The sequence below is a fragment of the Anaerocolumna sp. AGMB13025 genome, assembly GCF_029689925.1.
Taxonomy (GTDB): domain Bacteria; phylum Bacillota; class Clostridia; order Lachnospirales; family Lachnospiraceae; genus Anaerocolumna.
Genome location: NZ_CP121445.1, coordinates 5,565,617 through 5,588,109 on the forward strand (window position 1 = coordinate 5,565,617; position 22,493 = coordinate 5,588,109).

Here is a 22,493-nt window from a genome sequence, read left to right on the forward strand (position 1 = left end):
ACTTCGCTGTTGTTTTTGTAATTTGCATACTTGATAAAAACAACATTGAAGTTAAATGAGAAAGCATTGATTATGCTTTCAATTTAGATTTAGGGCTGATTTATCAAGTATTATTAAGTTTATTTACTACGAAGTTTGAGTAATTTATCTGGAAATTAATGATGGAGAACTCCATGAAAAATAGTACTAAGACAGTTTCACCTATAGATCTGATTATCTAATCCACAGAAGATTAGATATTAACCATATATAACACATTTTCTGCCTGGCATTGTTTTTATTTCACAGGTACTTTAGAAAATTCCTGGAACAAAGAGTCTGGCTACAGGATAGTTTAAGATAAGGAAAACTTTTCTGTAATATAAAAAAAGTGCAGCACAATACTACACCACACTTTTTTATCAAACCAAACCGGTTTGATTCTATATGCAAGGTTATTTAAGCAGTCTGTAAGGTAGATGTCTTAGGGGTGACATAGCCATATCCCCAAAAAGGCGCAAAAACAAAAGCAGCTATACTGCCGCAGTTTGATACACCTTTTCCAACTATTTAGTTGAGTTCTCCAATACAGACACACTTAACATACAATAACCCATCCTTTCATTTACTATAATTATGATAATCGGTATGTGCTTATTTGTCAATGAAAAATCCATAGAATTCCATTACAGTTTTAATCTCTGGTAACATTCCGCAGCCATTTATAAGATTTATAACGCAGGGTAGATAAAGGAATTTTAATAATTTCATCACTCATGATAATCATATATACAATGGGTATCGGTAATTTCCAGACAAAAGCAGCCAGGGCACCAAATAGGATGGAACACCCCCAAAGGGTGGAGGCATCTAAAAGCAACCCGAATTTAGTATCACCTCCGGCTCGGAAAACCCCTACAATCATTGTGGTATTATAAGCTTGACATACTGCAAAATAGGACATGACAAACATCATTATTTTTAAATAATATTTGGCATCCGGGCTTAGGGTCAGCTGGTTTTGGGCAATCTGTGATACCACCAGAATGACTCCCGCGCCGAGGATACCTACCATAAGAGTCAGCCGGACAAAACGCTTTGCATATACCTTAGCCAGTTCTTCCTTCTGCTCTCCAATGGCTTTACCGATGGTGATTGCCGTAGCATTGGCTAATCCAAAGGCAATAACCATAGCCAGCTGTCTGGTTACCTGGGTTACGGAATTCGCTGCCACCGCGGCACTGCCTAAGTGTCCGATAATCGCCGCATTGGTGGAAGTACCTGCTCCCCAGATTAATTCGTTTAACATAACCGGAAAAGCAAAGGTCAGAAAATCCTTCATTAATAACTTATCACTAATAAACAGGTTTTTGATATGGAATTTTACTTGTCTGTTTATCTTATTGGCATAAATAAACACAATAATAAATTCAATAACCCTGGCAATCAGTGTAGCCAGCGCGGCACCCCTGATACCCATAGGTGAAATCCCAAACAACCCGAAGATAAATATTGCATTTAAGATTACATTAACAATTAAAGACACCAGATAAACCACCGTGGAAATTATAACTCTTTCCACACTACGCATGATATTTAAATAAATCATGGTAATCGCCGTAAATATATAGGAAACACCAACAATCTTTAAGTACTGTACGCCTTCACTCCGCACTGCTTCCTCTGAGGTAAATAAACTCATAATCGGCCCAGGAAAAAGAAGTACTGCCACAGTAAATATAACTGCCGTCACCAGGGCAAACCTCATAGTAATTCCAAGAACCTTCTCAATGGTATGAACATCCTTTTTCCCCCAATACTGGGCGGTCATGACGGCTGCACCTGAGGTCAGGCCAAAGAAGATAAGGGTCATGATAAACTGCACCTGACCTGCTAAGGAAGCTCCCGATAAAGAAATCTCACTGACTTTACCAAGCATGATAATATCTGCCGAAGTAACCCCTACATTAATCAGGTTTTGTAAAGCCATTGGAAGTACCAGGCTAAATACCAATTTATAAAATGTCTTTTTTTCTTCACTGCTATTTATATAGGTCATAAAAACACTCCTTTAGTACAAAATCGTTTCCCTTTTAATACATAATCTGTATTCTTTACTTGTTTTCATGCCAAAATGCATATTACAAAGTAAACTCCTATAACAGAAAAATTATAATACAGATTAAAGAAAAAAAGCCTCACAAAGGACAAGTTAACATTTCTGCAAGGGAAAGTCAATGTAAAAAACAATACAATAAAATACAATAGAATAGCCAATCTAATAAAAGTAACAATAAAATAGAAGATTATGCAATAGAATGCAATCCATCCTCACAAGAACACACGATCTCCGCTCCTCCTCAAAGTAACTAAAATATAGGAACCTGTATATTATTTATGAGTTCCATTATCAGAACCTTATTTCTGTATTTTAGTCGTGTAATTTTCTTACTTTATTTATTTTCTTCAATTCAGTCAGGTCTGATTTGTTTATGTTTTGTGGTCTGATTTGTTTATGTTCTGCGGTCTGATTTGTTTATGTTCTGTGGTCTGATTTATTTATGTTCTGCGGTCTGATTTGTTTATGTTCTGTGGTCTGATTTGTTTATGTTCTGTGGTATAATTAGCTTGTTATTATTTACAATTAAAAATTTTTATTAACTATCTGTAACAAAAACTCAATTTTTGTGACTTATAAATTGGAAAGGGGGATTTGCGTGTTTGAAATTGAAGATTTATATATGAAATACAAGCAGGATATCTATATCTATCTAATAAGCTTAACACATAATCATACCCTTGCCGAAGATTTAATGTCTGAGACTTTTATAAAAGCAATCATAAGCCTTCCGGGCTTTCGGGGTGAATCCTCCGTAAAAACCTGGTTATTTGGTATAGCGCGCAATACCTGGCTGCAACAATTGAGGAATCAGAAAAAGGATGTGGGTTTTGATGAACTCCTCGGTATGTATGTTTCAAATGATATTACGGAACATATCATTTCAAAAGAGATTGTTAAAAGAATAAAAGAATTGTTAAGTACGAAAGATGACAGGACAAGGAATATAGTCGGGATGAGAGTAGATGGATTTTCTTATTGTGAGATTTCAAACAAACTGGAATTATCCGAAAGCTCTGCCAGGGTAATTGACTTTAGAACCAAACTATGGCTTAAATCAATTCTTGAAAAGGAGGGGCTCTTATAATGGAATACAAAGATATATCCTGTGATATATGCCAGGATTTAATTCCCCTGGTTCATGATAATGTAGCTAGTAAAGACAGTACAGATCTGGTCAAGGAACATATTAAAACCTGTGACTTATGCCGTACCATGTATGAGCACAGGGAGGGGTATCCCCTATCGGAGACCCATGACCGTGATAATATTAACCGGATTAAGAAAAAGCTGGTCTTTGTTGGACTTTTTATGTTAACTGCCGGAGCATTCCTTGGGGTATTTTTATCTGACTCCATGGGTATGTTTAATAATTTTATTATTATGCCCACAGTCGGTGCAGTTGGATATTACACCTTAAAATCCAGATGGTACTTATGTCTATCCGGTGTGTTTTCCCTCTCCCTGCTCTGGCTGTTTATCGGCAAGACCCTTGAAATACACAAATTTGCCATGGAAAGCGTTATTATGGCATTCTATTTATCGGGGATCTATACCTTCCTTGTGCTTATTGGTGCAATAATAGGTATGCTGCTGCATTTTGCCTTCAAAAAAGAATGATTCTTTCTAACGCCCCTATCACTTTTGATAGTAATTTTAAATTAAGAAAGGTGAAACAAATAATGAAACAAAAATCAATCCTAAAATTTATTGCAGGTATTACCGCATTTATACTTATATTTTTCTTATTGATTTTATACAATGGATTTATGGGTAATCCCCTGTCTGCTAAACTGGCTGATAACAAAATAAAAGCATATGTGGATAAAACTTACCCTGATCTTGATTTAACACTTTCGGAAACGAAATATAATTTTACAGATTCCTCTTATTATTCCAAAGCGCAGTCCAACACCAGCCCGGATACCACATTTATGATAAGCTATGGTCGGGGCAGGATTACGGATGATTATAGTTACGAAGTTGCCAACTGCTTCACAACCTACCGCCGTCTCTCAGATGCTTTCACAAAGGATGTGGAGGGAATCCTAAGCCAGGAATTCCCCTATAAAACCACTATAGTTTTAGCAGACTACGGCAAAGACGAATTTGACTTAAACAAGCTTAAACTCGATATGCCCTATGACATTACCACTCCACCCCTTCCTGCCTCTTTATGTGTATATTGTACCAGTAAGGAATTAACCTATGAAGTCTTAGGCGAGCGGCTACTTCAATTACATGCTATTATGGAAAAGCATAAGATACCCATTAAGACCTACTCTCTTGCACTAGAAGCTGATGAAGCTGATGAAAAACCTTCTAACCACCGTGTAGAAGTAATTGATTTCCCGGCGGATAAAATAAACACTGCAAATTTAACCGAGGAACTTAAAAAACATCAGTCGGCTTGGGAGGACTCTCATAAAAAGTAGTTTCAATACCTTTTTATATTCTTATAAATAAGTTCATATAAGCGGGAATCATAAACACCTATGCTAAAGCCGGTTTTAAACATATAGACCGTACTGTCGAGCTGTTGCCTGCCATCTGAAAAGGTTACATTCATACCTATATTTTTATTATACATTGTTAGATTGTATTTCTCCCGTACTTCTGGGAGTTCCATATCCGTAACTTCCAGACCCAGATAACTTCCTAAGCCTTTTATGATTTGTTCATAATCACCGTCCTCTGCCTGAAAGACAGACTTATCACTGGTCACAAAACCAATAATTTTACTGGTTTCATCATCCAGACTGATAATAATAAAATTATTATCCTTTACAAATATAACATTCCAAATGATGACGGATTTGGAGGGATCGGCGGTGCTGATATAGAAGTTAATCTGGGTACTTGAGTAGTCCTTATCGAAATCGATCCCAAAATCAGAATCACCCAAAATACCAAGTTCCTTTAACTTTGCCGTTTCTTCTATACACGCTTTTATCGCCTTTTCCTCCGTTAATTCTTTTCCCTGTTTTAAGAGAATACCGTTGCTGTCAATATCCTGACCTTGAAGCAAATTGATTTTTTCAAGCATGGTCATATGCTTTTTTAGTACCACATTGGTTTCTTCCAGGGTCTCAAGATTAACCTGTCCCACCGTTTTTAAGTCTTTGTAAGCAGAAAATCCCGGTGGCAGGACAAAGCATAAATAGGATAGTAAAAGTGTTACTGTAATCATTGCTGTATATTTTATTATAGTTTTCACACTTCACCCTCCTCCTTTAGGAACACATGGACTGTGGTGCCAATTCCTACTGTACTTTCAAAATTAATTACTCCATGATGTCTTTTTATTATTTCTAAACAGATTGCAAGACCCAGTCCTGCGCCTCCTTTTTCTCTGGCTCTCGATTTATCTACCATATAAAAAGCTTCTGTAATCTTTGACAGCTCCTCTTGTGGAATTCCTTTTCCGGAATCCTGTACATAGATACTGTAGCCGTCTTTTTCAATAATACCTTTTATAGTAATAAAGCCAGTTCCCTCAATTGCTTTCTTTCCATTATCAATTAGGTTGATAAGTACTGTCTTCATCAGGTCCGGTTCCAGATACAGCCAGGTATCCTGGATTTCCAGGGTAATATGGATTCCCTCCTTTTCAAGAACCGGGGATACCAACCCCTGTACTTCATCAAACAACTGTTTCGCCCTGACCTTCTTTAAGTCCAGTTCCTGTTTCTGCATTACAATTAGTTCCAGCAGCTTTAGGGAAAGTGCTTCCAGGCGGATGCCTTCTTTAAAGATATAATCGGCAGACAGGACAATCATCTCTGTAGTCATTTTATTAGACCGCAGAATATCTGCATAGCCGATTATGGAAGTTAACGGAGTTTTCAGTTCATGGGCAAAGCTTCCGATAAAGTCTTCCTGCCTTCTGGCCGCCTCCTGTAGTTGATGAATTTTCTCCTCCAAACTGTCGGTCATCCGGTTAAAATCCTCCGCAAGCCTTCCAATCTCATCCTTGCTACGAATGGATACCCGGTTATCCAGGCTTCCGTTGGATATTTTATGGGCAACCCTGGATACTTTTTTAATGGGATAAGTAATCCATAACGATATCAGATAACTGATAATACCATTTATCACAATCAGACCAATCAGTAACTGCTGATAGATTCTGTACTGTTCCTCCCGTTCTGTATAGATACCGCTAATATTGCGAAAGCTTTCCAGGTATATCTGCTGTTCTCCTAAATGAATCATGGAGGCTGTCTGGATATAATACTCTTTGTTCTGTTCCAGCAAGGTATTTCCACGGTTTTTGGAATTAATGCTTTTTAAGAGCTTATTATCAAACTTGACTCCTTTGGTCTGGTAGATAACTTTAAAGTTTTGATTACTGACACGCAGCAGCATTTTCTTTCCGTTTATGGTTGCAACCATAGAATTTACAATATCTGCTATGGTATTATCTTTAACCGAATCTCCGTCCTCTGTGATAGCTGACAGGGCCGTGGCTATGGAAAACTGAAGCATCTTATTTTCCTCCTTTGCGCTGGCTACTTCCCTTTCGTAAGAGGACTCAAATAAAGCGGCTACTAAGAGATAACCACCAATACTAAAAGTAATCAGTATCATAATGATGGTACTAAAAAAAACTTTCCAGGAAAACTTCATAAAAACACTCCCATCGTGTGCTGTTGCACACATCGTAATTAGCTTTTAACTTACACCTCCAACCGGTAACCGATTTTATACACGGCTGTAATTTTATCCTCCCAGCCCACCTTTTTGCGCATTCTCTGGACATGGAGATCAACGGTCCGGCTGTCACCCATATATTCGCATTCCCATATTCTCTCATAAATCTTGTCCCGAAATAGAGCTATATTTTTATTCTGTATAAATAACAGCAGCAATTCATATTCTTTTTTGGTCAAGGTGATGTTCTCACCGTTTTTTTTCACTATCCGGGACTGGGTGTCAATTTCGAGATCATCGATATATAGTTTTAATTCCGTTTTATGATATCTTCTTAAGACCGATTCCACTCTTGCCAGTAATTCTATTATTTCAAAAGGCTTTGTCAGATAGTCATCTGCTCCAAGCTTTAATCCCTTTACCCGGTCTGTCACCGCTGCCTTTGCAGTTATGAATATGACCGGTATGCCAAGAGGCCTTATATATTCCAGCAGTTCATAACCATTTACCTTTGGCAGCATAATATCCAGTAAGATAAGATCATAATTAACCTGTTCGATCTTATCGGCTGCCGCCAGACCATCATATACACACTCGCATTGGTAGCCGGCATTCGTAAGGCTTAGTTTAATCAGATTTGAAATTGGCTTTTCATCTTCTACAATTAAAATCTTTAACATAATGGCTCCCATCATTTTCTATTCTTAACCTGCTTGCAGCACCCACTTATAGCTTCCGGTCATACTAAAAAGATTACATCATAATTGTATCATATTTGCATCATATGTTATATGGAAGTATAAGACACAAAATCCTGCTGAAACGTTCTAGTTCACATCCATGCCCGATGCAATCGCATGCGGATAATAACACCCTTCCCGATTCACGCTGTGAAACTTAGGTTTTCTTACTCTCAAGCTTCTTACATTCCCCTCCTGTACACAGTAAAGACTCATTGACGCACAATTGGTAATATAGCAAACAGCCGGTTATCATCCTGGTTTATCCTTAACTTTTTATGCAGCTGCCACAATGGTACATAATGCCGTCACAAAATAATTGCATAAAATACAAGGATAATTCATGGATGAAAACCGGCTGTAAACACTCTATTCTTTAATGGCTTCCAATCTCCATAGAAATCGAATCCGAACTCATTAAATAGATTTCCTTAGAGAGAATAAGGATTATATCTCCTCACCCTTACTGCGTTTCCAAACGATTATAGCTTTAAATAAATCACCGTCTAATTGTATCTCGAATTTACCACCTTGAAGTTCCACGAAATTTTTCACAATAGCAAGACCAAGACCGGAACCTTCTGTATTCCGGGACTTATCTCCCCGCACAAAACGTTCGCTGATTTCCTCGGGACTCAAGTTAATCTCAGTAGCAGAAACATTTTTAATACTTACGATTACCTCAGTTTCAGAAGACACAATCTCTATATATGCTCTGGTATGAGGCATGGCATATTTTGTTATGTTAAGAATCAGATTTTCAAAAATACGATAGGTTTTATCACTGTCCAGAGTTAAAATCAGTTTTTCTGCGGTAAATTGATGGCGGAATTCCACCTTTGACTCTTCTATTTTATCCGAAAGTTCCAGTTCCACCTGCTTGATTAAAGAGAGCAGATCCATATCTACCAGATTCAATGTAACGTTATGGCTGGAGGCTTTACTGATTTCAAATAAATCTTCAATCAGGCGCTTTAGTCTCAGGGCTTTCTGATCCAGGGTATCGATATAGGAATTCCTCTCCTCTTCGGTGATATTGCCTTCCTTTAACAGATTAATATAGGTGATGATTGCTGTTAAGGGGGTTTTTAAGTCATGGGATACATTGGTGACTAATTCGGTCTTCATTTTCTGGCTTTTCATCTCTTCCTCCACAGCCTTCTTAAAACCGAATCGAACCTTTGCTAATTCTTCCTTTAAGGGATTAAAAATGCCCAAATCTTCCGAAACCATAACTTCCAGATTCCCTTCTGCCATACTGCTGGTTGCATTTAATAGGATTCCATATTTATATTTAATATCACTAAAGTACTTTCTCATGATGAAAAACAATAGTATAGAATAAGGAATTAATACGGCAATACCTGCTATCCAGATACTGCATAAAAGCATAAGAATTACAAAATTAACTGAAAGGATTTTAATGATTGCCTTGTTGGAAGGCTCGGTCAAATCCACATCTGCCAAGGAAGCAAAAAGTTTTTTAAGATTTCGTTTAAGCCAGATCAGTAGTATCCCGGTAATCGTCCTTTCTTTTACAAATTTCTTTATTCCTAAGGAAAATACAGATCTTATGGATAAGACAGCTGCAAACCAGATTAAAAAGATAAGCATCCATATCAGATAATTCACCCCATAGTCAAATGCTAACTTAATCCAGTCCGGTAAAATAGAATATTCAGAAAAATGGATAAATTCGCTGACAGCCGTTTCCCTGGTCATACTCAGTAAAGCATCATAGGCTGCGAGGGTATTCGCAGTTAAGATAAGACCTAATTCCAAAGGAATCCTTCCAAGCAGACCCTTTTCCAGTTCCCAGGATTTTTTAAAGGGCAGCAGTAATGCTGCCAGGATGACAACGATGATACCCAGTGCATATGCAATCTCAAATCCGCCGCTGCTAAAAGCCCATTCCTGCCGCCAGCTATCCGTATTATGACTGGATCCGTCAGGTATATAAAAGGTAATGGGTTTTGCTGCGTATATAATGGTTACATCCGAGGGATTACCGATCTGGCTTAAATAATTAACCCAATTGTTGTTATTTAGATCCTGTAAAAATAACTCCTTGGTCAACTGATAGTTATTAAAAGCATCTACGTCTTTATCGTCAAGACCGTAATTCTTTTGCTGGGTAAGTTCACCCTCCTCATTATAATTAAATACTGTATAAAAGGAATAAGAAGCTTTTAACTTAAGTGCTTCTTCTGTTTTTTCAGTCATTAAGTTGATCGGGTCTATGGTATTGGTTAAGGTTTTTCCTGTCTTATGGTCAATGATATAATATTCTAAACTATAACTGCCAAGATCTATCTGAAAAAATTTTTCGTGCCAATTATTCAACAAATTATCAAAGCCTGCTAAAAAGTTTACTTTGTCTGAAACCTTTTCGCTTGAGTTATCTATAATGTCAGCTTTGTCAAGCTGGTGCTGCAGCTCAATCATAGGCTCTGAAAGAAACGTTTCTGCCGGAGAGGTCTTCGTATCCTTTACCTCTTCTTTCATATCCCAGTAAAGGCTGTAATTACCTCGGTATAATTCTTTTAAGAACTCTTCTTTGTAATACTCCTTCAAACCGGATTTTGCTTTTTCATCCTGGTTTTTCGTTAAAGCAATTATATTATTAGCATTTTTTAAAATAATAGGATAAGATGCTATCATTCCTGCGGCAACGACCGATAAAATCAGGAAAACGATAAGCCTTCCAATTATCCTTTGTACGTTATTGTTTTTCAATTTTGTATCCAACGCCCCATACCACCTTTAAATATTTTGGATTTTTTGTATTTATCTCAATCTTTTCACGGATGTTTCTGATATGGACCATGATGGTATCCGTTGCAACGGCCCGTTCGTTCCATACTCTTTCATATATTTCTTCAGCAGAAAAAACTCTGCCCGGATTTTTGATTAGTAAAGCCAGTATTTTAAATTCCAAAGGTGTTACTTTAACGGGATTACCGTCAACCGTAACCTGAACTGTATTTTCATTTAATTCAAGACCTCCTATTATGTATACATTCTCTTCCTTCTCTTCCGTCTTATCTTTTAGCATATTCAGATACTTGGAGTATCGGCGCAGGTGGGAGTTCACTCTTGCCAGCAGTTCCATAGGCGTGAACGGTTTTGTCACATAATCATCTGCTCCTATATTAAGCCCTGTTACTTTATCAATCTCCTCTGACTTTGCAGTTAGCATAATTACCGGAAATTCATATTTTTCCCGCAGCTTTAGGGTCATGGTGATACCATTCATTACAGGCATCATGATATCTACGATAGCCAGGTGGATTTCTTCCTTATTGATGATTTCCAAGCCTTCTAAGCCGTTGTAAGCTTTATATACGGTATAGCCTTGATTTTTCAGGTATATGCTGACACCCTCCAATATTTCTTTGTCGTCTTCCACTACTAAAACATGATAGGAATCCATGGTACCCTCCGGTTCGTTTTTTTATTTTGGGATAGAATCCGTGTTAAACGGTGGGAAAGCTTCACCGCACACTGTTATAGCCAATAATTAAATGCTTTCACTGTTTCTTTTCAACCCCGCTTAATCTGCCATTTTCATCATATATGGTATAAACAGTAATACCCTCGTCTTTTTTATCCGTATAAATCAATATATCCTTTGTATCTTTTCTATCAATAAATTTTTTTACTAATTGTCCGTTATAATAAAGGGTTCCTCTACCGCTTCCCGGGATATCTGGGTTGTATTCAGTGCCTGCATATTCTATACCATAGTTACTATACCTAGAAAATTCTTTAGCAAAGTCTCCCTGAGTCAGCTGCGTTTTAGCACCTGTTTTTGTAAACATAAAAACAGATACAAGTCCAATCGCTATAATGAAAGCTGCGATCGTATAAATTAATGCTGTCTTTTTTATCTTCATAATTACCATTATTCTTTCTTCAATTGTATTTGCATTAGTTTTCCCTGATTGTAGTCTAATGCGTTTGTTCAGGCAGAAGTCTGAACAAAGATCATAATCAATAAACCAGCCTATTCTGGTATTCCTTGAAATTAGCTAAATCTGATTTTTCTATTTTACCCAAATCTTCAATTTCGGCGGTTATTTTTGAGAAGGGCAGGGGAATTACATAGTTATCCCATCTTCGCTTTATACGAAGGACACGGCGGTAGGTAAAATGTACATAGGTCATTTCTTTATCGGATTCCAGGGCTAATAGAAATAGTAATTTTTTAGGTTCATGTAAGGGACCGAGGGGACCGTCAAGAGCCGTTGCCAGTATGCCTCCTTCCGACAGGCTTTCTGCTTTTAATTGGGCGAAGAAAGGTCGCATCTTTAAGCCATCAGGCAGCCGGATTGCTTTTGCGTCATAGTGGTTTATCATGTATTCAATGGCATCACCCCGTTTATCTGCGGTTACAATTACCTGAATCCGTTTTCTTTTTTTCGCCACTTCTTTTAATACCAGCTGCATACAGTAGCTGTCGCCATGCCAGTATCCAAGCATGGTATTTTGCTGTATTCTGTCGATATGATTGATTTTGATCCGACCGGTGGCTCCGACCAGTCGGATATAGGTATGAAACAATCCTCCTGCTACTACCTGTTTATTGATCTGTTTAAAAGGTTTTATCTTCATATTCTTTTACCAGCCTTTGATGAAAAAATGTTTTGCGTTTATTCTGTACATTATCTGTTATTAGTATAGTTTGGTAGTATTTTTCTACATTTCTGGCGACCTGGACTGCCAGATACTGTTTTGCCACTTTGAGAGCTTCCTTCTTCATCTCTAAATATAAATGTTTCTTATTGATTACCAACTCAAGTTTTTTTTCCCATTGTTCGCTGTCTTTCTCGGTCATATATCCATTTTTACCATCTGTGACTACATCGGTTACTCCGCTGGCTTTAATGGCGATTACTGGTAGTCCGGCTGCCATGGCTTCCAGTAAAACAATTCCCTGGGTTTCTGACTGGGAGGCAAATAAAAATACATCACTGGCATGATAGTAGTTGGTAAGTTCCTCATGGGAAATCAAACCGCAGAATGCAACGTTCTCGTTTAGTCCAAGCTCTGCTGTTCTGGTTATCAGTTCTTCCCTTTGGGAGCCTTCTCCTAATACTAAAAGTCTGAAACAATCACCCCAGTTTTCTTTCAGCTTCTTTAATCCCTCTAGTAAGAAATCAATATTTTTTTCTTTTTCCAGTCTGGAAACCGTACAGAACAGGCACTTTTTAGAACCCAGATACTTACCTCTGATTTCTTTTACCCTGGATTTATTAAATTCAAATTCCTTGCCGGATAAGCCAGTTGGGATTACCTCAACTACCGTATTGGTGCCGTGTTCCTGTAAATATTTCTTGATACTGGGAGTTGGCGCAAATACCAGATCACATTGGTTGGTAAAAATGCGGTTATGAATCGTAACCAGTTTTTCACCTCCGTTATAAAGGAGTTTTTTTTCCAGAGAACGAAAGGTACTATGCCTTTCCTTCCTGCCGGCGCTGCTCCATTTTTCCGCCGGAAGTATATAGTGAAGATACTGCTCATATCTGGTATGATACGTAAATACAATGGGTAAGTGGTATTTTTTGCTGAGGTACTGTGCCGTATACCCCATCAGCATAGGATGATGTACATGGATTACATCAAAGGAGATGGCAGTAAATACTTCCGCAATCTTTGGATCAAATATATCCGGTACCACATATTCCCCCCGTAATTTCTTTTTTCTGGAATGATATCTTATTACAAAAGGTTCTTCTGTCTCCCCATCATAACTGGGGGCAAAGATGTATACTTCATGCCCCAAACTGCGAAGTCCGCCTGCCAGACGTTCTATGGATATGGGTACCCCTCCCACGTATGGTTTATAATTATTGGTTAACATGGCAATTCTCATAATTACCTCCATCTGCCGCATTCGCAGCAATCAACTACTAAGTAAAAAGCATCCTCTATGCTTTTCGCCGGCCTAAAAATGCTTCAACAAAAATTATTATTCTTCTTGCCCTTTCCTATCAGGCTAACAATTTAAGTACAGCATCCCCAAAGAAATATCCGGCTCCCACAAAGACCAGATTCCATAATGTAATTCCCATCAAGGAAAACAGGGTATATCCTAAAAGATTCATTTTAAGGACCCCAGCAGGTATGGAAATAACCGTCCGAATCATTGGAATTAATTTACCTGCAAATACACCTATATACCCTTTTTTTCGAATCCGTTCCATGGTCCGTTCAATAACCTCTTTATGCTTCGGAAATTTAAGAGTATATTTATTTAGTAAAAACTCACCCCCGAACCTTCCCAAAAAGTAAAGAACTAAGCTCCCACAAAGACCAGCCAATACCGACAAAAAAAGCGCCATTCCAAAGCCAATTCCTCCCTGTGAAGCCCATATGCCCGCTAGCGGCATAACCACCCCTGCGGGAAACCCGGGCAGATTTAAGTATTCTAAAAACACGATGACGAATATCGCGATGGATCCGTATTGATGAAAGTAGCCCGTTAACATTTGTATATCCATGAATCATTTTCCTCTTTCTAAAGCATTTAATCCGCATACTTCATTTGCTCCTTACTATTATTCTTTTGCAGTTCTTTACTATCCTACCAAACAAATCTAAAAATCCTCATCATATAAAACGAAAGAATTTCTAAAGAATTGTTTAAAAAAGATGCAAAAAATAAAATATGAAGCAGTTTAACCAGCTTACATGAAAGACTTTAGAATAGAATTAAAACTCTTATATATATTGTAATATATATTGTATCAGTAAATCAAACCGTTCTCATCAGAATTCATATACGAAAAAAAGACTCAATTAGACATAAATATTATATGTAGAGAGTAGTATTTGCGGAATCATTTCCATAATTTTTTTGTATAACTATGATTCAAATATCAAATAAAAAGAACGAACTGTTTTTCTCAACCAGCGCACTACCTTAATATAATAACACTCCCGCAAAAGCCTTCTATTCTGACTAAAACTATAAAATAGAACCCAATGTTCATCACATAAAAAAAAAGATTATTACGAATTTACTACTCCTAATAATCTCAAAAAATTCACCTTCTATATAAAACAACTTCGCAGCCCAAAAAACTAAAAAAACTTGATAATATCAGCTCTACACACGAAAAGCAGAAAGCATCGGTTGGGGATATCTTTCCTAAGCGCTTTATACTGAGTCTGCTAAATTCATTTATGACTTTTTCATAGGGTTAAGGGTAAAAAGGCACACTGTCTGACGAGCCTGCGAGGAGTTTGTGCCTTTTTACCCTTGCTTTAACCCTATGAAAAAATCATTAATGAATTCAGACTCAGTATCTAAGCTTAGGAAAGATATCCCCAACCGATGCTTTCGCCCAAACACCCAAAGCTGATATTATCAAGTATCCACAACCTCTAAAACTGCGAAGTCCCCCCTAGATATCCTAAATTAAAGCATCCGTTTAATTTCCCCTGCCCAAACTCCGGCTTCGTCATAGCCGCCGGATTTAAAATATCCTCTAACTGTTCTTTCGTTAAGAAGGTCTCCATAAGCACCAGCTCCTTAAGAGGAATTCCTGTCTTAAGAGACTTTTTAGCAAGTTCCGCAGACCTTTCATAACCAATATAGGGGCATAAAGCAGTAGAAATCCCCACACTTTTCTCTAACAGCTCCAGACACCGTTCTTCATTGGCACTAATATCTGCAATACAATTATCTACTAACGTTGCCACCGCACCGGTCAGGGTTTCGATAGATTCAAATAAACTATAGAATAAAACCGGTTCAAATGCATTTAATTCAAGCTGCCCAGCTTCTGCTGCCAGGGTAATTGCCATATCATTACCAATTATATGGAAAGCCACCTGGGTAACCACTTCCGGTATGACCGGATTGATTTTACCGGGCATAATGGAAGAACCGTTTTGTTTTGGGGGAAGATTAATCTCACCGATACCAGCCCTTGGACCACTGGATAACAGCCTTAAGTCATTACAAAGCTTTGACAGATTCACCGCGCAGGTCTTTAGTGCACCGGATACCTGCACAAATCCGTCCAGGTTCTGGGTGGCATCTATTAGATCCCCTGCTTGAATGCAGGTAGTTTTACATACTTTATTAATGTTTGGAACGATTTGTGATAAATACTCAGGATTGGCATTAATAGCTGTTCCGATGGCTGTTCCACCCATATTTAATACCATTACTTCCTCCTGGGATTTTTCAATACGTTTGATATCCCTTAAAATCATAGAAGCATAGGCATGAAAGGTCTGACCAAGCCGCATAGGCACCGCGTCCTGAAGCTGGGTTCTGCCGATTTTTAATATATGATCAAATTCATTGGATTTTTTAAGAAGGGCTGAGTGAAGACGTTTTAATTCCTGGATTGTCCTGGGAAGCAGCTCCAAAACCGTAAGTTTCCCTGCACTGGGTATCACATCATTGGTAGATTGCGCCATATTGACATGATCGTTGGGATGAATCAGAGTATAATCCCCCTTATCTCCGCCTAAGATTTCTGCTGCACGGTTAGCAATTACTTCATTTGCATTCATGTTTGCCGAAGTACCGGCACCGCCTTGTATGGAATCCACGATAAACTGATCCATCAGTTTTCCCTCTATAATCTCATTACAGGCACAGATGATGGCTTCTGCCTTTTGCTCCTCCAGCAGATGAAGGTTTTGATTGGTCAGGGCCGCCGCCTTTTTAATTTTAACAAGATTTCTGATAAAGGCAGGGTGCATGGGTCTGCCTGTAATGTTAAAGTTTTTCTTAGCCCTCAGACTCTGTACTCCATAATAAGCTTTTGCAGGCACTGCCATACTGCCGATAGAATCCGCTTCGATTCTCATTTCCATTGGAATCTCCTCACTTTCAAGTAAATGCATTTCGGTAATTGATTTTTCAATAATTGATTTTGTAAGTTCTGGAAATGAGAATAGCACCTTTTTTTCTCTCCGTAAATATACCCTGGAAGATTGTGAAGATTAAAAACTTTTTTTATATTAAACCTTAGAATCTGAATTTAAAAGTACCTTTTTATTTCGATTATTAGTTTTACTTAATAAAAATAAGTAAGTCAACTTAGTTGCTTGAAAAATATCTATCAATAATTTATAATATTAAGAATTCAGAATAATATTATAATTTAATTACAGTAATTTCAGAACTTCAGAAAATTACCAGACAAGTTTAATATATGTAAATTACCTGTACTAGAACCTTTAAAACTTGTGATAGACTTTTTAAACTGCTTTTTCCCAGCTTCATCTTGCTTCTTCCCGCAACAATTTTTACAGGTTATAGAATGCTGTAATAACCTGCTTTATAATCACCAAATCCTTGTTAAGATTCTAGCTTAGGGTATACGAAAGCTTTTACTTTGTACATAAAATTCACTAAATTCAGGAAAAAGAAAGGAATCTACTAAAAATGGATCATATTGATGAACAGATTTTGATGATGCTGCAAAAGAATGCCAGAACTCCGTTAAAAGTCCTTGCAGAAAAGGTATATCTATCTTCGCCGGCAGTCGCTGCCAGAATTGCCAGACTGGAAAAGGAGGGCATTATTAAGGGTTACCACACAGAAGTTAACTGGTTTAAGTTAGGTTACCACATCACAGCCTTTATTAATCTGGAAGTGGAACCTTATCAGAAAGCTGAGTTTTATCCATTTATTAAGGCTTGTCCCAACGTAATTGAATGTAACTGCGTAACCGGACACTATGCCATGCTGATTAAAGTATGTTTTTCCACTACCATGGACCTTGATTCCTTTATTGGCCAGATTCAGAAATTCGGTCGGACCAGTACTCAGATTGTTTTCTCCACCGCAGTGGAACACCGGGGAATCCAGGATATTACAGGTTCAGAAGAAACAGGGCAGCCAGACTAAGTATGCTACATAATCCATGATCTGCCCCATCCATATTTATTTGCCTTGACTAATTTGCCCTGTCTTATTTGCCCTATTTATTTGCCTTTACTTATTTGCCTTTACTTATTTGCCTTTACTTATTTTCCTTTACTTATTTTCCTTTATTTATAGGCGTCCTCTAAAATGGCAATGCAGTCTTCCTTCGTTAAGGGTGCGGGATCTCCTTCAAAGAGTCCTCCCATGGTATCATAAGCCTTTACTGCATATTTCTCCAATTCTTCCTTTTTAATGCCGTAATCGGACATCTTAAGATTATCTACATCACAGGCTTTTTGTAATTCCACCAAGGCCTCAACAAAATCCATGGGCTTTGCAGCATTGTCTTTTCCCAGGGCTTTTGCCATAGTTATTAACCTTTCATCACAGCAGCCGCGTTTTGCAAAATGTGTATAATAAGCCCGGCTGATCATAATCAGACCAGCTCCATGTGGCAGTGACGGATGATATGCACTTAACGCATGTTCCAGAGAATGCTCCGAAGTACAGCTTGATGTGGATTCTACCATACCGGCTAAGGTATTGCCAAGGGCAACCATTTCCCTTGCACTTTCATTGCCGCCGTTTTCTACTGCCAGAGCCAGGTTTTTTCCAATCAGTTCAATTGCCTTTAAGGCATACATATCACTCATGATGTTCGCCGCCTTATTAATATACCCTTCCGTACTGTGAAACAATGCATCAAAGCCCTGGTAAGCAGTCAGGTCAGAAGGCACCGTAAGCATTAAATCAGGGTCAACTACGGAAAGTACCGGGAAGGTCTTATCATAGCCAAAACCGATTTTTTCTTCCGTATTTTCTTTGGTAATAACGGTCCAGGGATCGGCTTCCGTACCAGTTCCGGCTGTGGTAGTAATTGCTACTACCGGAAGGGGGTCAACTGGTACCGGCAGTCCTTTTCCAGAACCGCCAAAGATATAATCCCAATAATCACCGGTATTCGCTGCCATAACTGCTATGGCTTTAGCGGAATCGATACTGCTGCCGCCGCCAAGACCAATAACAAAATCACAGCCATTTTCCCTGGCCAGTGCCGCTCCCTCCATTACATGGGTCTTTACAGGGTTTGGCAGTATCTTATCAAACACGACATAAGATATTCCTGCGGCTTTCAGTTCATGTTCCACTCGTTCCAGATAACCATTAGCCTTTGTGGATTTACCGGCTGAAATAACAATCAAGGCTTTTTTACCTGGCAATGACTGCTTGTGGAGATTGGAAAGCTGTCCTTTCCCAAATAATATTTTTGTTGGAATATAATAGTTAAACTTCATGATAACATCTTACCTGCCACATTTAAAATGCGGTATTGCCGCATAAAACAGTTGAAAGAATCTCTATGCGGCATTCCTTTCTATCTGAAATTTTCTTTCAACTAAGACTATATAAGTATTATCTTACACCTTAGACTTAACTCAAGGTCAATGATTTTCTTTACTACGGATTTTTTTCATTGCAAATTTAAGCAAAACTTTCCAATTTAGTATTAATTAAATCTTTTTAATTGATTCAATAATAAAATAACGCATCCTTTTACTGAAACTATCGTAGCTAAGCGGATTACACAATGAACTTTCCCTACGGGAAGTGCTCACCCCTAGCAGAACGTTTATAATGATCGGGTTTCAAACCTACTACTGTTAGCAGACTTCTGTCATTTCAAACTATTCCTAGGGTCATAGACAATCCTTCATACTAGATAAACCAAATAAACTAACAGGTCATTAACGTTAATGTTATGTTACTGCATCGTTCCAGTTCATCAATATGGGTATATTCATGACAGGAATGTACTTCGTTCATACCACAGGCAATAACGATTCCTGTTATTCCATTTCGTACAAAATTGTTATTATCACTGCCGCCAAAGGTAGCAATATAGTCTGTTTTTATTCCTAAAGCCAGACAAGCTGCCTCAAAGCGTTTCACTACTTCCTCTTCCTTATTGATTTCGTAAGCGATGCATCCGAAGGAAGTTTCAAATTCTATATCTGCGCCATGCTTCTTAGCGGTATGTTCAAATATCTCCTTTATCTGACCGGACTCAGACAAGGTCTTTTCATGACTAAGACTGCGGATTTCTCCTTTTAAGCAACAATTCTCCGGTACAATATTTCTGGCTAAACCGCCTTCTATGATTCCGACATTAACGGTAGTCTCATCATCTATTCTTCCCTGACGGATCGAGGTAATGGCTTCTGCCGCGACGGCTATGGCATGGATACCTTGTTCCGGTGCAAATCCTGCATGAGCGGCCTTACCGGTAAATTTTGCAGTAAAAGAAACCAGGGTTGGTGCTTTTAATGCTGCTGTTCCCACCGGACCGCTAAGGTCAAGTACATAGGCTTCTTTGGCTTTTATTATGCTGTAATCAAAAACCTCGCTTCCCCGGATATATACCTCTTCTGCAATGGTAAATAAAACTTCTATGCTCCTATGGGGCAGTCCCTTCTCTTTTATGGTACGAAGTGCCTCTAATATGGCAACCACGCCGGATAGATCATCTGCTCCTAAAACCGTATTTCCATCACTGGTAATGGTGCCGTCTTCAGAAACCACTGCCTTTTTACCGGAACCAGGTTCCACCGTATCCATATGGGCGGAGAATAAAACCGGGTCTCCCGGTAAAGCCCCCTGTAAAAATCCATAAATATTCCCGGTATTGCTGTCATAATGCTCATAAGCGTTATCCTCAGTTACCAAAAAGCCCAGCTCCGTTAAATACTTCTTTAAAACATCCGCCATTTCCCTTTCTTTAAAGGATGCGGAATCAATGGAAACTAATTTACAAAATTCTTCCGTTATTCTTGTTCGATTAACCATGTTTATACCCTTCCCTGCCACAAAATAAGACAATCCTACCGGTTGAAGGAGTAGTAAAGTATATCCTTCAATTATTATGCTCCTTTCAACCTTTGAAAGAATAATAATGTGGCGACCTTTCAATTTATACATTTACTTACAACCTTTGAAAAAATAGTAGTATGACATCTTTTCAGTTCATAAATTTTCTTTCAACCTTTCAAAAAAACTACCTGTAATACTGCCTACATATATATATATGAAAGATTATCCTGCTATATAAATCATACCTGTAAATACATTATTTAGCAAGATACGGATAATATAGAATTCTACTAAAATTTATCTTTCATTCATAAAACCTGCCATTTTATATATACTATAAGACAAGGTAATACTACTAAGGAAAGGAATTACTTACTATGTCAAAGGTTATTATGGGTGTCAAATTAATGGAGCGTATGAAATCAGCCAGCAAGTTTCAGGAATTGTTATCCGAGTACGGCTGTGATATCAGTACCAGACTGGGTCTTCATGTAGCAGCTTCGGGTGCATGTAGTCCTCACGGGCTTATTATTTTAGAATTTATCGATGATGCAGATGAGGCTGTAGCTGAGTTTGAGCAAAAAGCATCTGAGATTGCAGAGGTAGTGATTCAGAAAATGGTTTTTTGACGAAAAAGAATCAAAATTAAATCAATTTTTGTACGAGTTAATGGGCTGCTGATTGGATGTGACCAGGTACTATACACATACTAATTTGCAGCAGCCCAAATATTTTAACAGTTATTTTTATCTACAAAGCAACTGCCTATCTTAGCTATTTGTTTTATTTCATTTACTTAAAAATAAAATATTTTCTCCAATATTGATTATTTTGGCATAATTAATCCTTTTAATGCATTGGTAAAGAACTATAACCACCATTATAAGCTATCTGGCCATAGTATATATTTTTTCTATATCTTCCATGTCAAGCACCATAAAACTTCCGATCGTCCGTGAGTTTTTAAAACTGCATTTATAGGCTAACTCATGAATCTGTTCATCGGTTACTTCAAGACCTAATTCACGAAGGGAGGTAGGCATATTAATACTCCTGTAAAACTGTTCCATTGCTTTAATTCCCTCTAGGGCTGTCCCATCAGGGTCTTCCAAGTGACCGGATACACCTAATACGTTGACCGCAAATTTGGCAAAACGGCTGGGACAGGCTTTATACACATATCTTGCCCAGCTTCCCCATACAGCTGCTAGTCCGGCTCCATGAGTAACATCAAACATGCCTCCAAGTTCATGCTCCAATTGATGAGATGCCCAGTCACCACCGGTTGTGCCACAGCCGGTTAGTCCGTTGTGGGACAGACTGCCAGCCCACATAATCTCTGCCCGGGCTTCATAATTCTTAGGATCTTCCATTAAGAGTCTGGCATTATGGATAACCGTACGCATTAAGGCTTCACTGACACTGTCGGTAAGCTCCATTGAAGTACCGGAACTAAAATAACGCTCCATGGTATGCATAAGGATATCTGCACATCCACTCTGGGTCTGATACTCCGGCAGGGTATAGGTTAATTCTGGATTCATTACGGCAAATTTACAGCGACCGTAATCCGTGTTGCAGCCTCTTTTTAACCAGCCTTCTTCTTTGGTTATAACGCAGGAATTACTCATTTCACTGCCTGCTGCTGCGATCGTTAATACCACGCCGATTGGCACACATCCGGCGGGAGCCTGTTTTCTTTCAAATAAATCCCAGACATCACAGTCACTTACCACGCCATAACCTATGGCTTTTGCAGAATCTATGACGCTTCCGCCTCCTACGGCAAGGATGAAATCAACCCCTTCTTTTTTGCAGAGTTCGATTCCTTCATATACCTTGGAAAGCCTTGGATTTGGCACTACGCCGCCTAAACTTACATATTCAAGTCCTTCCTTACTAAGAGCATTACATATCTTATCTAAAAGCCCCGATTTTACCGCACTGTTACTGCCGTAATGTACTAAAACCTTCTTACCGCCCTGTGCTTTCACAAGTCTGCCGGTTTCTTCTTCTGTTCCTTTACCAAATACTACTTTAGTCGGTGTGAAATATTGAAAATTTTCCATGAAATGTACCTTTCTTTCTGTGTTAAAATTTTGTCCGCTGATTTTTTTACTCTATGTGACACAACGATATATTGTTTTCTTAGTTTTCAAACAATTAATGTTACTTCTATATTTTAATCCATAGAGCTAACTGGAGGTCAATAGTCTTATAGCAATTATGCGTAAAA

Annotated in this window: 19 protein-coding genes; 5 read left to right on the forward strand and 14 right to left on the reverse strand. The window is 38.3% G+C overall.

The genetic code is table 11. The features are described from left to right. Positions 1 to 673 precede the first annotated feature (673 nt). Positions 674 to 2,038, reverse strand: a complete 1,365-nt coding sequence (locus QA584_RS23150; RefSeq protein WP_278271467.1) for an MATE family efflux transporter — start codon at positions 2,036 to 2,038, stop codon at positions 674 to 676. Between the two features lie 658 nt (positions 2,039 to 2,696). Between QA584_RS23150 and QA584_RS23155 the strand changes: the two genes are divergently transcribed. The 3 genes from QA584_RS23155 (at position 2,697) to QA584_RS23165 (ending at position 4,533) form a co-directional block, all read left to right on the forward strand. After that, positions 2,697 to 3,185, forward strand: a complete 489-nt coding sequence (locus QA584_RS23155) for an RNA polymerase sigma factor (protein ID WP_278271468.1) — start codon at positions 2,697 to 2,699, stop codon at positions 3,183 to 3,185. Continuing rightward, entirely contained in the window at positions 3,185 to 3,718 is a 534-nt protein-coding gene (locus tag QA584_RS23160; protein WP_278271469.1) for a zf-HC2 domain-containing protein, read from the forward strand. Before QA584_RS23155 ends, QA584_RS23160 begins: the two co-directional genes overlap by 1 nt. 62 nt (positions 3,719 to 3,780) lie before the next feature. Then, a complete protein-coding gene (locus QA584_RS23165) occupies positions 3,781 to 4,533 on the forward strand; it encodes a YfjL-like protein (RefSeq protein WP_278271470.1) in 753 nt (250 codons plus the stop codon). Between the two features lie 2 nt (positions 4,534 to 4,535). Here the strand turns inward: QA584_RS23165 and QA584_RS23170 are convergent, their stop codons facing one another. The 10 genes from QA584_RS23170 to QA584_RS23215 form a co-directional block, all read right to left on the reverse strand. Beyond that, positions 4,536 to 5,315, reverse strand: coding sequence for a hypothetical protein (locus QA584_RS23170; RefSeq protein ID WP_278271471.1), 780 nt, complete (start codon positions 5,313 to 5,315; stop codon positions 4,536 to 4,538). After that, complete coding sequence (locus tag QA584_RS23175) at positions 5,312 to 6,727, reverse strand: sensor histidine kinase (protein ID WP_278271472.1); 1,416 nt, start codon at positions 6,725 to 6,727, stop codon at positions 5,312 to 5,314. Before QA584_RS23175 ends, QA584_RS23170 begins: the two co-directional genes overlap by 4 nt. 50 nt (positions 6,728 to 6,777) lie before the next feature. Beyond that, positions 6,778 to 7,431 (reverse strand): response regulator transcription factor, encoded by a 654-nt coding sequence (locus QA584_RS23180; protein ID WP_278271473.1) that lies wholly within the window; start codon positions 7,429 to 7,431, stop codon positions 6,778 to 6,780. Positions 7,432 to 7,938: 507 nt separating this feature from the next. Beyond that, a complete protein-coding gene (locus QA584_RS23185) occupies positions 7,939 to 10,239 on the reverse strand; it encodes a sensor histidine kinase (protein WP_278271474.1) in 2,301 nt (766 codons plus the stop codon). Next, complete coding sequence (locus tag QA584_RS23190) at positions 10,214 to 10,924, reverse strand: response regulator transcription factor (protein WP_278271475.1); 711 nt, start codon at positions 10,922 to 10,924, stop codon at positions 10,214 to 10,216. The genes QA584_RS23185 and QA584_RS23190 overlap by 26 nt, the downstream gene beginning before the upstream one ends. Positions 10,925 to 11,021: 97 nt before the next feature. After that, positions 11,022 to 11,396, reverse strand: a complete 375-nt coding sequence (locus QA584_RS23195; protein ID WP_278271476.1) for a hypothetical protein — start codon at positions 11,394 to 11,396, stop codon at positions 11,022 to 11,024. 88 nt (positions 11,397 to 11,484) lie between these two features. Then, positions 11,485 to 12,105, reverse strand: coding sequence for a hypothetical protein (locus QA584_RS23200; RefSeq protein WP_278271477.1), 621 nt, complete (start codon positions 12,103 to 12,105; stop codon positions 11,485 to 11,487). Continuing rightward, positions 12,086 to 13,369, reverse strand: a complete 1,284-nt coding sequence (locus QA584_RS23205) for a glycosyltransferase (RefSeq protein WP_278271478.1) — start codon at positions 13,367 to 13,369, stop codon at positions 12,086 to 12,088. The genes QA584_RS23200 and QA584_RS23205 overlap by 20 nt, the downstream gene beginning before the upstream one ends. A gap of 118 nt (positions 13,370 to 13,487) precedes the next feature. Then, positions 13,488 to 13,997, reverse strand: a complete 510-nt coding sequence (locus QA584_RS23210; protein ID WP_278271479.1) for a DedA family protein — start codon at positions 13,995 to 13,997, stop codon at positions 13,488 to 13,490. 886 nt (positions 13,998 to 14,883) lie between these two features. Then, a complete protein-coding gene (locus tag QA584_RS23215) occupies positions 14,884 to 16,332 on the reverse strand; it encodes an aspartate ammonia-lyase (RefSeq protein WP_278271480.1) in 1,449 nt (482 codons plus the stop codon). A 574-nt stretch (positions 16,333 to 16,906) separates the two neighbouring features. On the opposite strand from QA584_RS23215, the gene QA584_RS23220 reads away from it, so the two are divergent. Continuing rightward, on the forward strand, positions 16,907 to 17,371 hold the full coding sequence (locus QA584_RS23220) for an Lrp/AsnC family transcriptional regulator (protein WP_278271481.1): 465 nt from the start codon (positions 16,907 to 16,909) through the stop codon (positions 17,369 to 17,371). 143 nt (positions 17,372 to 17,514) lie between these two features. On the opposite strand, the gene QA584_RS23225 is transcribed toward QA584_RS23220, so the two are convergent. Both QA584_RS23225 and QA584_RS23230 read right to left on the reverse strand, forming a co-directional pair. Next, on the reverse strand, positions 17,515 to 18,684 hold the full coding sequence (locus QA584_RS23225) for an iron-containing alcohol dehydrogenase (RefSeq protein ID WP_278271482.1): 1,170 nt from the start codon (positions 18,682 to 18,684) through the stop codon (positions 17,515 to 17,517). A 439-nt stretch (positions 18,685 to 19,123) separates the two neighbouring features. After that, entirely contained in the window at positions 19,124 to 20,233 is a 1,110-nt protein-coding gene (locus QA584_RS23230; RefSeq protein WP_278271483.1) for a M20/M25/M40 family metallo-hydrolase, read from the reverse strand. Between the two features lie 401 nt (positions 20,234 to 20,634). On the opposite strand from QA584_RS23230, the gene QA584_RS23235 reads away from it, so the two are divergent. Further along, the gene (locus QA584_RS23235) at positions 20,635 to 20,886 is read left to right on the forward strand and encodes a hypothetical protein (RefSeq protein WP_278271484.1); all 252 of its coding nucleotides are present in this window, start codon (positions 20,635 to 20,637) and stop codon (positions 20,884 to 20,886) included. 258 nt (positions 20,887 to 21,144) lie between these two features. Here the strand turns inward: QA584_RS23235 and QA584_RS23240 are convergent, their stop codons facing one another. Continuing rightward, the gene (locus QA584_RS23240; RefSeq protein ID WP_278271485.1) at positions 21,145 to 22,326 is read right to left on the reverse strand and encodes an iron-containing alcohol dehydrogenase; all 1,182 of its coding nucleotides are present in this window, start codon (positions 22,324 to 22,326) and stop codon (positions 21,145 to 21,147) included. Between the last annotated feature and the right edge of the window lie 167 nt (positions 22,327 to 22,493).

Coding starts and splice junctions, on each gene's coding strand:
- QA584_RS23220 (WP_278271481.1), top strand. CDS start 16,907: ATGGATCATATTGATGAACAGATTTTGATGATGCTGCAAAAGAATGCC.
- QA584_RS23175 (WP_278271472.1), bottom strand. CDS start 6,727: ATGAAGTTTTCCTGGAAAGTTTTTTTTAGTACCATCATTATGATACTG.
- QA584_RS23160 (WP_278271469.1), top strand. CDS start 3,185: ATGGAATACAAAGATATATCCTGTGATATATGCCAGGATTTAATTCCC.
- QA584_RS23240 (WP_278271485.1), bottom strand. CDS start 22,326: ATGGAAAATTTTCAATATTTCACACCGACTAAAGTAGTATTTGGTAAA.
- QA584_RS23200 (WP_278271477.1), bottom strand. CDS start 12,105: ATGAAGATAAAACCTTTTAAACAGATCAATAAACAGGTAGTAGCAGGA.
- QA584_RS23190 (WP_278271475.1), bottom strand. CDS start 10,924: ATGGATTCCTATCATGTTTTAGTAGTGGAAGACGACAAAGAAATATTG.
- QA584_RS23235 (WP_278271484.1), top strand. CDS start 20,635: ATGTCAAAGGTTATTATGGGTGTCAAATTAATGGAGCGTATGAAATCA.
- QA584_RS23180 (WP_278271473.1), bottom strand. CDS start 7,431: ATGTTAAAGATTTTAATTGTAGAAGATGAAAAGCCAATTTCAAATCTG.
- QA584_RS23165 (WP_278271470.1), top strand. CDS start 3,781: ATGAAACAAAAATCAATCCTAAAATTTATTGCAGGTATTACCGCATTT.
- QA584_RS23205 (WP_278271478.1), bottom strand. CDS start 13,369: ATGAGAATTGCCATGTTAACCAATAATTATAAACCATACGTGGGAGGG.
- QA584_RS23230 (WP_278271483.1), bottom strand. CDS start 20,233: ATGGTTAATCGAACAAGAATAACGGAAGAATTTTGTAAATTAGTTTCC.
- QA584_RS23195 (WP_278271476.1), bottom strand. CDS start 11,396: ATGGTAATTATGAAGATAAAAAAGACAGCATTAATTTATACGATCGCA.
- QA584_RS23210 (WP_278271479.1), bottom strand. CDS start 13,997: ATGGATATACAAATGTTAACGGGCTACTTTCATCAATACGGATCCATC.
- QA584_RS23215 (WP_278271480.1), bottom strand. CDS start 16,332: ATGGAAATGAGAATCGAAGCGGATTCTATCGGCAGTATGGCAGTGCCT.
- QA584_RS23150 (WP_278271467.1), bottom strand. CDS start 2,038: ATGACCTATATAAATAGCAGTGAAGAAAAAAAGACATTTTATAAATTG.
- QA584_RS23225 (WP_278271482.1), bottom strand. CDS start 18,684: ATGAAGTTTAACTATTATATTCCAACAAAAATATTATTTGGGAAAGGA.